This is a genomic window from Streptomyces sp. NPDC051563 (assembly GCF_044454225.1).
Taxonomy (GTDB): Bacteria; Actinomycetota; Actinomycetes; order Streptomycetales; family Streptomycetaceae; genus Streptomyces.
In genome coordinates, this window is the sequence record NZ_JBITDL010000015.1 from 1 (window position 1) to 13,067 (window position 13,067).

Annotated in this window: 11 protein-coding genes; 4 read left to right on the forward strand and 7 right to left on the reverse strand. The window is 73.6% G+C overall.

Annotation, left to right across the window (positions count from 1 at the left end; translation table 11 throughout):
- Window positions 1-223: 223 nt before the first annotated feature.
- The 4 genes from ACIA8F_RS18895 (at window position 224) to ACIA8F_RS18910 (ending at window position 4,677) form a co-directional block, all read left to right on the forward strand.
- Window positions 224-694, forward strand: a complete 471-nt coding sequence (locus ACIA8F_RS18895; RefSeq protein WP_399380050.1) for a hypothetical protein — start codon at window positions 224-226, stop codon at window positions 692-694.
- A 95-nt stretch (window positions 695-789) separates the two neighbouring features.
- A complete protein-coding gene (locus ACIA8F_RS18900) occupies window positions 790-1,206 on the forward strand; it encodes an ACT domain-containing protein (protein ID WP_399380052.1) in 417 nt (138 codons plus the stop codon).
- 159 nt (window positions 1,207-1,365) lie between these two features.
- A complete protein-coding gene (locus ACIA8F_RS18905) occupies window positions 1,366-4,041 on the forward strand; it encodes an ATP-binding protein (RefSeq protein WP_399380054.1) in 2,676 nt (891 codons plus the stop codon).
- Between the two features lie 135 nt (window positions 4,042-4,176).
- Entirely contained in the window at window positions 4,177-4,677 is a 501-nt protein-coding gene (locus ACIA8F_RS18910) for a hypothetical protein (protein ID WP_150520950.1), read from the forward strand.
- Window positions 4,678-4,684: 7 nt separating this feature from the next.
- On the opposite strand, the gene kstD is transcribed toward ACIA8F_RS18910, so the two are convergent.
- The 7 genes from kstD to ACIA8F_RS18945 all read right to left on the reverse strand — a co-directional run bounded on the left by kstD (window position 4,685) and on the right by ACIA8F_RS18945 (window position 12,848).
- A complete protein-coding gene (gene kstD / locus ACIA8F_RS18915) occupies window positions 4,685-6,505 on the reverse strand; it encodes a 3-oxosteroid 1-dehydrogenase (RefSeq protein ID WP_399380056.1) in 1,821 nt (606 codons plus the stop codon).
- A 235-nt stretch (window positions 6,506-6,740) separates the two neighbouring features.
- The gene (locus tag ACIA8F_RS18920) at window positions 6,741-8,189 is read right to left on the reverse strand and encodes an FAD-dependent monooxygenase (protein WP_399380057.1); all 1,449 of its coding nucleotides are present in this window, start codon (window positions 8,187-8,189) and stop codon (window positions 6,741-6,743) included.
- Window positions 8,186-9,394, reverse strand: a complete 1,209-nt coding sequence (locus ACIA8F_RS18925; protein ID WP_399380058.1) for an MAB_1171c family putative transporter — start codon at window positions 9,392-9,394, stop codon at window positions 8,186-8,188. Before ACIA8F_RS18925 ends, ACIA8F_RS18920 begins: the two co-directional genes overlap by 4 nt.
- Before the next feature lie 31 nt (window positions 9,395-9,425).
- Window positions 9,426-10,580: an MAB_1171c family putative transporter gene (locus tag ACIA8F_RS18930; RefSeq protein WP_399380060.1), complete on the reverse strand. Its 1,155-nt coding sequence runs from the start codon at window positions 10,578-10,580 to the stop codon at window positions 9,426-9,428.
- On the reverse strand, window positions 10,580-11,167 hold the full coding sequence (locus ACIA8F_RS18935; protein WP_399380062.1) for a toxin-antitoxin system, toxin component: 588 nt from the start codon (window positions 11,165-11,167) through the stop codon (window positions 10,580-10,582). The genes ACIA8F_RS18930 and ACIA8F_RS18935 overlap by 1 nt, the downstream gene beginning before the upstream one ends.
- 120 nt (window positions 11,168-11,287) lie before the next feature.
- A complete protein-coding gene (locus ACIA8F_RS18940) occupies window positions 11,288-11,428 on the reverse strand; it encodes a hypothetical protein (protein ID WP_399380064.1) in 141 nt (46 codons plus the stop codon).
- A 295-nt stretch (window positions 11,429-11,723) separates the two neighbouring features.
- On the reverse strand, window positions 11,724-12,848 hold the full coding sequence (locus ACIA8F_RS18945) for an aminoglycoside phosphotransferase family protein (protein ID WP_399380066.1): 1,125 nt from the start codon (window positions 12,846-12,848) through the stop codon (window positions 11,724-11,726).
- Between the last annotated feature and the right edge of the window lie 219 nt (window positions 12,849-13,067).

Genomic DNA, 13,067 nt, shown 5'->3' on the forward strand with positions numbered 1-13,067 from the left:
GACCCCATTCGCGTCGACTCCCTCCTCCGCCTTGCGATCCACGGCACCAGACCCCGCTCCCTGATCCGGCCTGATCGACAAGACACCCCCTAGGGGGTGTCCCTTCCGGATGTTGCCGGGCCCGCGACGCGGGGCCCGGCGCCCCGGTGGCCCCGTAAACCCTTTGCCGGGCCCTGGGGTCCCCGGCATCATGGCGCCATGACGACCACCCGCCGAAAGGGCGATGCCGCGTAGACGGCCCGGCGCGCTGCGCGCCGAACGAGGAACGTACGACCGCGGGCGACCCCCGGCCTGGGCGTGGGAACTCCCGCCCGTGGACCGGCTGTCGCCCGGCGCCGCCGCCGCCGCGCACTGGGGCCGGCCCGGACGGGGCGCCGAGATCACCGATCTGCTGAGCCGCTACCGGGCCTTCCTCGGCCGCCCCGGCAGCACCCTGCTCCTGCTCCCCTCCGAGTGCCCGGCCTGCCCAGGCTGTGCGCGCGAGGACGTCGCCGTGGTCCGGGACGAGCTGGGCGACCTGTACCGGGAGCTGCCGCCGGCCGCCCGCGCCGCGCTGGGCCGCGTGCTGCGGGGCCTGGACGCACGGTTCCGGCGCCGTACGCTCCCGCACCCGGTCCCGCCCGCCGGGGGATGGGTGGACTGGAGCGGCCGTCCGCGCGCCTGGTGGCACCGGCGGCTCTACGAGGGCGACTGAGGGGGCGCCGGACCGGGCGCCGGGCCGGACGGCTGACGGGACGGCCGGTCAGGGTGTCGTTCGAGCCAAAACGGGAGGACCGGTACGGTGGGTTCATGAGCGGAGAAAACGACCTGCGGAAGCTGCTGGCCGGAATGCGGCCCGAATTGAACGACGGGCTGTACGTGTTCTGCACCATCCCCGGCGACACCGACCCGGAGGCCCTGGCCGGGCTCACCCCCGTCGCCTCCGTCCTGGAACCCGAGGGGCTCACCCTCGTGCTGAGCCAGGAGGACGCCGACGAGGCCGGACTCCCCTACGACTACACCGCCGGCTGGATCACCCTGCGCATCCACTCCGCCCTCGACGCCGTCGGCCTCACCGCGGCCTTCGCCACCGAACTCGCCGCACACGGCCTGAGCTGCAACGTCATCGCCGGCTACCACCACGACCACCTCTTCGTGGACGCCGCCCGGGCCGCCGAGGCCGTGGCCGTCCTGGAAGCCTTCGCGGAGCGTTCCGCACAGGGCTGAGCCCATCCGCCCATACACCAGCGACCGGCCCCCGGAAGAAGATCAGCTCTATTTGCCGCACCGGCCTTCCCGAGCGGGTGCGCGGGCGTACGCTGAACCCCCGAACAGGCCTGGGGGGTACCAGCCATGACGGAACGCCGGACCCGCAAACGGCGCAAAATGTTCGAACGCGAGACCGAGCTCGCCGCCGTCGACGAAGCCCTGGACCAGCTCACGGACCCGGGCCCCGACGCAGGCGGAGCCCTGCTGGCCTTCTCCGGCCCCGCCGGCCTCGGCAAGACCGCGCTCCTCGGCGAAGTCCGCCGCCGCGCCCACACCAAGGCCTGCACCGTCCTCGCCGCCCGCGGCGGCGAACAGGAACAGAGCCAGCCCTTCCACGTCGCCCGACAGCTCATCCAGCCCCAGCTGGCCGGCACCTCCGACGCGGAACTGCGCGAGGCCCTCGGCAGCTGGTACTCCATCGTCGGCCCGGCCCTCGGCCTCTGCGCGGCCGAACAGGGCGCCCCGCCCGACCCCCAGGGCCTGCGCGACGGACTCGACTGGGTCCTCACCCACCTCGTCGTGCAGCGCGCCCCCGTCGCCCTCGTCCTGGACGACGCCCACTGGGCCGACCCCGAATCGCTCTCCTGGCTCGCCGCCTTCGCCCCGCGCGCCGAACACCTCCCGCTCCTCCTCGTCGTCGCCTACCGCCCCGACGAACTCCCCGCGCACGCCGAGGCCTTCCGTACGCTGCCCGGCCGCGCCGGACACCGCCCGCTGACCCTCGCCCCGCTCACCGCCGAGGCCGTCTCCGGGCTCGTCCGGGAGGCCGTCGGGGAACACGCCGACGAGGCGTTCTGCCGCGAGGCCTGGGCCGTCACCACCGGCAACCCCTTCGAAGCCGTCGAGCTCACCGCGAAGGTCCGGGACAAGGGCCTCGCCCCCGTCGAAGCCAGCGCCCCGCTCCTGCGCGACCTCGCGGCCGCCCAGCGCGGCAGTGGCCTCGTCGCCCGCCTGCACAGCCTCGGCCCCTCCACCGTCCGCTTCGCCTGGGCCTGCGCCGTCCTCGGCACCGACATCCCCGGGGAACTCGCCGCCCGCGTCGCCGGACTCGGCACCGAGGAGGCCGTCGACGCCACCGGGCGGCTGCGCGACGCCCGCATCCTGTCGGCCGCCGCCGAGGACACCGCCCCCGAGGAAGCGGCCGGGCTGGAGTTCGTCCACCCCCTCATCGCCACCGCCATCTACCGGGCGATCCCCGACGCCCTGCGCGTCGCCCTGCACGGAAAGGCCGCCGCGGCCGTCATCGACGCCGGACTCGGCCCCTCCGCCGCGGCCCGGCACCTGCTGGAGACCCACCCCGAGAACGACCCCTGGGTGGTGCGCACCCTGCGGGAGGCGGCCGGCGAGAACCTCCGTGCCGGCGCCCCCGAAGCCGCCCGACGCCAGCTCGCACGGGCCCTGCGGGAGCCCCCGGACTTCGACGAACGGGCGGCCGTCCTGTACGAACTGGGCTGCGCCTCCCTGCTCACCGAGCCCGCCAACACCGTCAACCACCTGCGCGCCGCCCTCGCGGAGCCCTTCGAGGACCCGGCGCTGCGCCAGGGCATCGTCATCAGGCTGGCCCAGGTGCTCTCGCACAGCGACCGGCTGGCCGAGGCCTCGGAATGCCTCGCGCACGAGATCCCGTACACCCAGGACGTCCGCGGCCGGCTGCGCCTGCAGTCCGAGCAGTTCATGTGGGACGCCTTCAACGCCGCCGAGCCGGACTCCCCGGCGCGCTCCCGGCGGCTCGCGAAGCTCGCGGACCGGCTGACCGGGCGGGACCTCACCGAGCGGTACGTCATCGGGCTGCGCGCCTGGGACGCCTGCCTGCGCGGGGAGCCCGTCGACGTGGTGCTGCACCATGCCGGGCGGGTCCTGGAAACCGACTTCAGCTGGGCCTACGCGGACCGGGGCTTCGAGGTGCCCGTACTCGTCGCCATGGTCCACATGTACGCCGACCGGCCGGAGCGGGCCGAGGAGCTGTTCGAGGCCGGCACCGCCGAGTTCGAGCGGCAGGGCTGGCGCGGGGCGCACCTGTCCTTCGCCTACAGCCTGCGCGCCTACATCCGCTACCGCCAGGGGCGCCTCGCCGACGCCGAAGAGCTGGCGCGGGCCGGACTGCGCCTCGCCGAACGCGTCGGGCGGCGTACGCCCGTGCACTGGTACGCCATCGCGATCCTCGTCACCACCCTGCTGGCGCGGGGCCGGGTGGACGAGGCCTGGGAGCTGTCCCGGGAACACGAGTACGGGGAACCCTTCCCCGCGGCGGTCGTCTTCCCCGACTCCCAGACCGTCTACGCGGAACTGCTGCTGGCCCGCGGCCAGGCGAAGGCCGCCGCGGCGGAGCTCGAAGCCGTGGACCGGCGGCTGACCCCCAGGGGGATCCAGAACCCGTCCTGGTGCCCGTGGCGGCTCCACCTCGCCCGTGCGGTCGCCGAGGAGGACCCGGCGCGGGCGCGGGAGCTGGCCGGGGAGGCCCTACGACGGGCCCGCGCCTTCGGGGCCGCGTCCGGCATCGGGCAGGCCCTGCGGGTGGCCGCGGAGGTGGCTGCGCCGCAGGACCGGGCCGCCCTCCTGGAGGAGGCCGTGTCCGTCCTGTCGGCTTCGCCGGCGGCCTACGAGCTGGCACTCGCGCTGGCCGCGCTGGGCGCGGAGCGGGGGGACGGCTCCCTCCTGGAGCGTGCGGTCGCGGCCGCGCGGGCCTGCGGGGCGGACGGCCTGGAGGCCCGCGCCACCGACGCCCTCCTCGCCCTCGGGGGCACCCCGCCCTGCCGCCCCGTGCCCGGCCCCGGCCCGACCCCGGTCCACTGACGCCTCCGCCGGGCCCGCGGCGGCAAGGGTCGCTGCGGGGCTCCGGCCCGGGTGGGGGGGGGTGTGCGTCCGGGGCGGGGGCCGGGTGAGGGGGTGGAGGGCCGGGAAACGTGGCGGGGCACGTACCATGGCGGCATGTCCTTCCTCCGCCGCCACCGCGCCGCCACACCCGCCGGCCCGGACTTCGACGTCCTGGCCATGGACCCGGGGGACTGGCCGGGCAATCTCGGGGCCGGGCTGCTGCCCGCGCCCGACGGCAGCTGCCAGGGTGTCTTCCTCCGCTACGACCTGTTCGGCGGACGCGGCCCCGCGATGATCATCGGAAACCTCCCCGAGGGTTCCCCCGCGCGCGACCTCTCCGAGGGCCAGGTCCCCTTCGAGGTCGCGCAGCTCCTCGACGCCCTCGAGAACGACGAGGACGTCGAGGTCACCGGTGCCGAGGACTGCCCCGTCATGCAGGGCGACAACCTCCTCATCGTGCGGAAGATCAAGCTCTCCGAGAGCCGGATCAGCTGCGTGCAGTTCGACCGCAGCGACAACGTGCTGGTCACCATCGCGAGCTGGGACCGGCCGATCACGGACGACCTCTACGCGCTGCTGAAGCCGCTCCCGGCCGAGCTCTTCCAGCAGGGCTAGTCCCGGGTCACGCGCCGTCCGCGATGTCGTTGGCGGCCACGTAGCCGAAGGTCATCGCGGGACCGATCGTCGACCCGGCCCCCGCGTAGCTGTGCCCCATCACGGCCGCACTCGCGTTGCCCGCCGCCCACAGGCCCCGGATCACCGATCCGTCCGCGCGCAGCGCGCGGGCCCGCGCGTCCGTGACGATGCCGCCCTTCGTGCCGAGGTCACCGGGCACGATCTTGAAGGCGTAGAACGGCGGCGCCCAGACCGGGGCCAGGCAGGAGTTCGGCGTCACGCCCGGGTCCGTGTAGTAGTGGTCGTAGGCGGTGTCGCCCCGGTGGAAGTCGGGGTCGGTGCCGCTCCACGCCTGCGCGTTGAAGCGGTTGAGGGTCGAGCGCAGCGCTGCCGCGGGCACCCCGATCTGATTGGCGAGGGCGTCCCAGGTCCACGCCTTCTTCGCCGCGCCCGCCTGGTACCAGGAATCGGGGAAGACGAAGGTCGGCAGGATGTCCTTGAACAGGTACTTGTTGCGGTAGCTCTGATCGACGATCAGCCAGGCCGGGATGTGCGAACCGGTGGCACCCCGGTCCTTCTCGTACATCACGTGCACCACATCGCTGTACGGGGCGGCCTCGTTGACGAAGCGCGCGCCCTTCGCGTTGACCATCAGGCCCCCGGGCAGGGTCCGTTCGGCCAGGCAGAAGTACGGTTCGTTCGGGAGCGGGATGGAGGGACCCCACCAGGCGTCCTCCATCAACGCCAGCGCCGCACCGGCGCGTTGGCCTGCCCGGATCCCGTCACCCGTGTTCTCCTTCGCGCCGACCGACCACTGGGTGCCGATGGGCTGCTGCTGGTACTGGGACCGCATGTCCGCGTTGTGCTCGAAGCCGCCCGAGCCGATGACCACGCCCTTGCGGGCCCGCACCACGCCCCGTACGCCCTCCTTCTCCACCACCACGCCGGTGACGGCGCCGCCCTCCTGGACCAGGTCGACGAGCGGGCTGTTCAGCCACACGGGGACCCCGGCCTGGATCAGTCCGGCCCGCAGGCCCGTCGCCAGAGCCTGGCCCATGGTGAGCGGCTTCTGACCGCACAGCGCGGCCGCCGTACCGCGCGCCAGGCATTCGGTGGACACCGCGAGCCCCTTGGCGCTCACGGCGGCGAGGTTGAGCCACTTGTAGTCCTGGCTGAACACCACCATTCCGGCCGGTACGGGCATGTACGGCGGGTTCAGGTGGGCCAGTTCGGCGCCGAGTATGTTCCCGTCGATCTGGTCCGGTTCGATGGAGCGGCCGTTCGGGAGCCCGCCGGGGAGGTTCGGGTAGTAGTCGCTGTAGCCGTCCATGAAGCGGAAGCGCAGCGGGCTGTTGGCCATCACGAAGTCCAGCATCCGGGGCCCGTTGGCCAGGAAGGCCGCCTGCCGGTCCGCGGAGGAGCCGTTGCCGACCACGGCGGACAGGTACTGCGCCGCCTTCGCCGGGGTGTCGGGCGCGCCGGCGCCCAGGATCACCGAGTTGTTGGGCAGCCAGATCCCGGCGCCGGACCGGGCGGCCGAGCCGCCGAACGTCGGGGCCTTCTCGACCACGAGCACGCTCAGGCCCCGCTTGGCCGCGGTGAGCGCGGCGGTCATCCCGGAGGCCCCGGAGCCGACCACGACGACGTCGTACTCGCCGAGCGAGGGTCCGTCCGCCGCTGCGGCGGCGTGCGCGGCGGCGGACGGCAGCACGGTGGCGGCGAGCGCCCCGGCGCCGGCGCCGGCGAGTACCGTCCGGCGGGAGGGGCGGGCGGAACTCGGTTCGGAACGCGGTTCGGAACTCGCTGCGGAGGCGGTTCTCGCGGTCATGGGCAGGCTCCAGCGGAGAGGGGGAGTGGAGGCGGATCCGGCATTCTGATGCCGAGTCAGAAAAGGTCTTCGGGGGATCATGTGAAGTCAAGGCATGCGCGCCGGTTGCCCTGCCCGCCCGGCCGTGTCCCGGACACGAGAAATCCCGTGGCAGGCACACCTGTTGTGCACACCACGGGATCGATACGTCCCGCCCGCCGCCCGGCGGGAAACCCGCCCGGCCCCCGGCCCCGCCTCAGCCGGTCCGGCTCTCCTCGGCCCGGACCAGGGGCTCGCGCAGCCGGGGTTCACGGTTCAGGACGGCCCGCTCCCGCTCGGTCAGCGCGGGTCCCTTGAGCAGCGGCCGCCGCAGGCCGCGGGCCGCGGCGAACAGCACGGCGGGGCGCCCCAGCACCGAGGCGGGCTTCTTCATGGTCATCACCTCGGTCAGCGCCTTGACCACGACGAAGTTGCCGATCGCGGTGTGGCTCAGCCGCTGCACGTACCGGGCCGCGACCCGGTCGCCCAGGCTGGGGGACTTGGCGACGGCGCCCGGGTAGAACCGGTCCTGGCCCACGGCCAGCAGCCAGGCCGCCGCGGCCGGCCGGGCGATGGCCTTCTGGGCCCGGGCGGCGAACTTCGGTGCGGTCACCGGAGTCTTCACGGCCGTGTCCCGCAGGGCGACGGCGCCCTGAGCGGCCGCGGACATGCCGTGGCCGTAGACCGGGTTCAGGCTCGTGGCGGCGTCTCCGAGGACGACGAGTCCGGCGGGCATCTCGGCCTTCTCGAACCGCCGCTGCCGATTCGCGGTCCGTCCGTAGACCTGTACCTCGCTGACGGGTTCCGCGCGCGCCAGGAACTCGGCGACCAGCGGGTGGCGTGCGCCCCGGGCGTACTCCTCGAAGAGCGCCTCGTCGGAGGTGGGCTCGCCGCCACGGGTGCCGGACAGGCTGACGTGCCACTGGCCGCCCTCGATGGGGACGATGGAGGCGATCCGGCCGGGCCGCCCCTGCCGCGGATCCGCCTGGATGTGGATCACCGGCCAGTCCCTCTCGGTGCCTTCCGGGGCGCGGTAGCGGCGACTGGCGTACCGTACGCCGGCGTCCACGACGGTCTCCTCGACCCGGGGCCCGCCGATCCCCGCGAGCCACTCCAGGATCTTCGAGCCGCGGCCGCTGGCATCGACGACGAGGTCGGCGCCGACCGTCTCCTGCGCGCCGTCCTCGCCGCGGACGACCACGCCGGTCACCCGCGAGGCATCGCCCACCAGGGAGACCACCGTCGCACCCGTGCGCACGCGGACGTTGGGTATCTCCAGGACGGCCGTGCGCACGCCCCAGTCGACGAGGTCGCGGCCGGCCCCGATCAGGTAGTGCGTCTCGGTCCACCGCCGGAACCAGCCCGCCGGTGCCAGGGAGACCATCCCGGTGGGAATCGGTATGCGGTGCGCGCCGGCCTTGAGCCACCGGTCCGTCGTGCCGGGGAGCAGCGACTCGATGGCGTCGGCGCCGCCCGCCCACAGCATGTGGGCGTGCGCCGCCTGGGGAAGTCTTGAACGGGGCACCGGGGATTCGGGGAGCGTTCGCTCGCGCTCGAGCACGAGCACCTCGGAGACGTGCGGCGCGAGGGCGGCGGCCGCGAGGGTGCCGCCCAGACTGCCCCCGAGGATGACGACGCGGGTCTTGCCGGGTGGGGTCTGGGTCATCGTGTGCTGCTCTCTAGGACGGCGGCTTCGCGGGTGGCTCGGACGATGGGGGACTTGGACAGGGCCCGGGACAGGAGTACGAGGCCGGCAGCGTTGACGGCGGAGGAGAGGAGGGGGACGTCGTCGGGCTGCTCATCGGGCGGGACCCCCTGGCCGCCCTCCCTGCGGGCCCGCGCGACGACGGCGTGGGCCAGGGCCGCGGCGTCCGCGATGGCGGCCGCGTCCGCGTCGGTGCGGGCGGTCTTGCGGGCTTCGGCGAGGGAGAGCGCGTGCACTTCGGGGTCCAGGTAGGGATGGACGGCCAGGATCCCGTCGTAGATGTCGGACTCCAGCCGGCACACCCGCACGTCGATCGGGGTCCGCAGCCGGACCGGCGGGCTGATGCCGTGCCGGGTGGCGTCCCGCAGCTCCTTCCACGCGGGCTGTAACTGGTAGTACCGGTGCCACGGGCCCACCAGGTTCACGAGCAGCTGGGACAGCAGCGGGAGAACGAAGCCGGTGCCGATCAGGAGCGCGGCGACGGCTGCCACCGACGGGGCGAGGGGCCAGCTCAGCCGGTCCAGGTCGTGGCCGCCCCAGCGGGCGCCGATCGCGGTGAACTTCAGGGCGTCGAAGGCCAGGTTGAGGACGTAGCCGATGACGATCAGGACCAGCCCGGCGCGCAGCGGCCCGCGCACCACCCGTGCCCAGCGGGTGCAGAGCACGGTCATCGCGACCGAGGCCGTGGTGTGCGCGACCAGATACAGCACGATCATCTCGCGCAGGTACGGGGTGTTCGCGTAGTACGTGTCGAGGTCGACCACCCGCTCGGCCGGGGCGTCGCCCAGGGCGAACAGGCCGATGATCGCGGCGATGACCGCGAGCGTGGCCCCGTTGCAGCGCCGGGACCAGCGGGCCGCGTGCGCGGCCTGGTCGGGTCCGCTGCTCCAGCGGATGATGAGGACCAGGTTGGAGCCCGAGAACGCGGTCAGCAGCGTGTACACGACCGGGGCGGCCGTGTTCGGGACGCCGCTGATCCGGTTGATCGCCGCGATGGAGGGAACCGCGGCGAGCGCGAACACGCCGGAGGCCGTGAAGAGCAGCGCGCAGACGGACCTCAGCAGCTCGTCCTTGGGGTTGTGCCACAGGGCGGGCAGCTTCAGACAGCCGGCCAGCAGCAGGACCGCGCCCGATGCGTAGAACACGGCGCCGTTGGGATTGGTCATGCGGCGACCTGCTCCACGAGGGGATTGCGGCTCACTGCGCCACCGCGAAGTCGTGGCGGAGAGCGCCGTACTGGCGGGATATCCGGGCGATCCCCCGGGTCCCGGTGCCGAGCACGGCGCCGAGGGCGGCGGTGCCCGTCTCCCGGGGCTCCTCGTCCGTCCCGGCGGCCGATTCCTTGGCCCGGATGGCGAGCGCGATCATCGTGGCCGCGGCCAGCGCCCACGCGTCCTCGGGGCTGGCCCCGTCGTCGAGCGCCCGGTCGCGACGTGCCGTCATGGCCCGCAGGTCGCAGTACGGGGCGAGGGCCAGCAGGTCGTCGTGGATGTCCGTCTCGCGGTCGAAGAGCCGGGACCCGAGGGGCTCCCACCAGGTGGTGGTCGCCGGCAGGCCCATCAGGGTACGGAGCCTGCGCCACAGGGGGCCCATCCACCGGTAGCTCTGCCAGGCCTCCCACGCCATGGCCGCGCGCCGGCCCTGCGGCAGCAGGAAGCCCGACGTGGTCAGTACGGCGCCCACGCCCGCCAGCGGCGGGGCGACGTCCGTACTGAGGAAGTCCAGGTCGCCGCCCGCCCAACGGGCGATGACTGCGACGGCCTTGGCCACGCCGAAGCTCGTGCTGAAGGTGAAGCCGGCGACGAGCGTCAGCAGTCCGGCCCGCAGCCATCCGTCCACCACGCGCGACCAGCGCCAGCACATCACCGGGACGACCACGCCGACCACGATGTGCCAGGTGAGGTAGACCACGACCATCTCGCGGATCCACGGCGTGGACGCGTAATGGGTGTCCAGGTCCCGGAGCCGCTCCACCGGTGCCTCGCCCAGCGAGAAGCACCCCACGAGCAGCACGATGACCCCGGCGCAGGCGCCGAACCACCGTCGCACCTGGCGCCGGGCGCCCTCGCCGAAGCCCTCGCGCCAGTACACGAGCAGCACGATGCAGAACGTGTTGAAGACGCAGAGGATCGCGTAGACCAGCGGGGCCGAGACGTTCGGCACGCCCGCCCACCGGTTGACCACGGCGATGGTCGGGGGCGCGGCCAAGGCGAATCCGGCCCCGGACATGAGGAGCAGTCCGGCGACGGCCCTGGTCATGGGATCGCGCCGGCGCCGGATGAATCCGCGGAGTTTGGTGACGAAGGCGATGCCGAGGGCCACCGCCGGTACGTAGTAGTCCGGTCCGCTCATCAGCCGTCGCCGAGGGAGGCCTGGATCCTGGCGGCGGGTCCTTCGAGGATCCGGTGCGCCGGGTCGAATTCGACCAGGTGACGAAAGCGCCGGCCGAGCATGCGGCCGTACAGTTCGGCCTCCGCCTCGTCGCCGGCGAAGGCGTGGGTCCGCGCGGCGACCAGGCGCACGGCTTCGTCCAGCTCCCCGGGGCTCAGGACGTCGTCGCCGAGCAGCCGGGTGGCGACCTGCGCCCCCAGCGCGTGGGTGCCGTGGTGGCCGCGGACCATGTGCCAGATCTCGTGGCCCAGGATGACGAGGGCGTGGAAGGGACTGGTGCTCTTGGCGACGACGATGACGTCCTCGGTCTCGCGGTCCAGCCAGAGCCCCGAAACGGGGCCGATGCCCTGGGGGAAGTCCCGCCGCACGATGCGTACGGGGCGTGCGGGATCGCCGCGGTACTCGGTGAGGTACCCGGCGATCCGGGCGATCAGCTCGTCGACGTCACGGGGTGCGGGCCGGCCGAGACCGGCGTAGAGCTCGTCGCACAGCCGGACCATCTCTTCTTCCAGCTGCTGGCCGCGCCGCCGGTTCCTCACGATCCCCACCCCTGACTCCTCCTTGCACCCCGCGTGCCCTGCCCTGCCGTGCCCTGCCGACCCGTCGTCCCCCGCACCTCCGTACCCCGCTGCCCCTGAACGCCGCCGAGCGGAGCCGGAAACGTTCCTTCAGGGCGCGGGCCGGCGCCCGGACGGCGTCGCGGTCAGGAAGCCGGGGGGCACCCCGAAGAGGTCTTCGATCCACGCCGCGAGTTCTGGACCGGGCCGCCTGCTGCGCAGGCTCTTCAGGTGAGGATCACCCTGGTCCATCACGCAATTCTCCTGGCGGGTCGGCGGCGGTGCGGCGGCCGCAGGACGACGCCGTCACCGGCGGAGCCCCCGGACCAGAGCGACGACCGGTTCCCCAACCGAAACGATCGTCGACGTCGCCAGGGTAAGCCTCACGGGCCGGGCCATCCAAGGGGGACGGTATCCCGGCGCGACGAACCGAGCGGAACCGGGAGTTTCCCAGGCCCGGCGCAACCCGGTCCGGCCCGGAGCCCGGACATGCCGAAGTCCCGCGGCCGGACCGCCGCGGGACTTGGGGACTGCGTGGAGGTTCGGGTCAGCGCGTGCCCACCGCCGCGCGGACCGCGCGGCGGGCCATGCCCGCGTCGTCGTGGAGGCGGCGGAGGAGCAGGCGCTGCTCCTCGCCCGAGGACAGGGAGCCCGCCGGGAGTGCGTGGGTCGGGGTGGTCGCCAGCATCGAGCGCTGCACGGCCGTCTCCGACATTCGGATCTCCCGGGTCAGCACCAGCATCAGGTTGACGAGGAAGGCGTCCCGCGCAGCCGGTCCGGCAGCCTGGGCCAGGCGGCTGATCTGGGCCCGTGCGGCGGGGGCGTCGCCCAGTACGGTCCACAGGGTGGCCAGGTCGTAGCCCGGGCGGTACCAGCCCGCGTGCTCCCAGTCGAGGAGCACGGGACCCGTCGGGGACAGCAGCAGGTTCGACAGCAGCGCGTCGCCGTGGTTGAACTGCCAGGGGTTGCCCGACATCTTCACGCCGTGCAGCAGCTTCTGCAGGTCGCCGAAGTCACGGTCGGTCAGCAGGCCCAGCTGGTAGTCGCGGGCGATGCGCCGGTCGTAGTCCAGCGGCCGCTCGAACAGCTCCTCGGCGGGCCGCCATCCGTTCACCTGGCGCACCGCTCCGAGTGCCGCCCGCAGGTCGGCCCGCGGCGGGGCCTCCACCGGATGCCGCTGGAGTGCGGCGACCCGGCCGGCCATCCGCTCGACGATCAGTACGCAGTTCTCGGGGTCGGCGGCGATCAGCCGCGGCACCCGGACCTGCGGGCGGTGCCGGACGAAGGTCCGGTACGTCGCTATTTCGTGCCGGTACCGCTCGCGCCACTCGGGCGAGTGATCCAGTAAAACCTTCGCGACGGCCGTCATCCGTCCGGTGGTTCCCACCAGCAGGACCGACCGGCCGCTGCGGCGCAGTACTTGCACCGGCGCGAACTCCGGACAGATGCGCTGCACGGAGGCGAGCGCGGTGCGCAACTGCGCCCCCTGCGGACCCGAGAGGTCGATCCTCCCGCTGAGCGGCTGCGATCCGGTACCCGGCATCCGCCGTGCCCGTACGGCGCCCTGCGCCGTGGCCGCGGGGCGGCCGGGTTCGAGGTAGGGGCCGCCGCCCGCGGGGAGCGTGCGGTGCGGCCGGACCGGGGCGGACACGGAGGACGTGGCTGCGTACATGGCGTTACGGATCCCTTCGTGCGCCGACGAGTTGCATACGCCGCCCCGCCGGATCCCGTGCATCACCCTGGGGAGTTCCGCCGGTGACCGGGTCGGGGAGGCGCATTCCTACCTGACACCCGGGCGTGGGTGGCGGACCACATTGCGTGCCCTGGCGAACCCTGGCGAATAGTCGCTCGGCATCTGACGGGGGGCTACTGTCAACTCAGCCGAGAACCT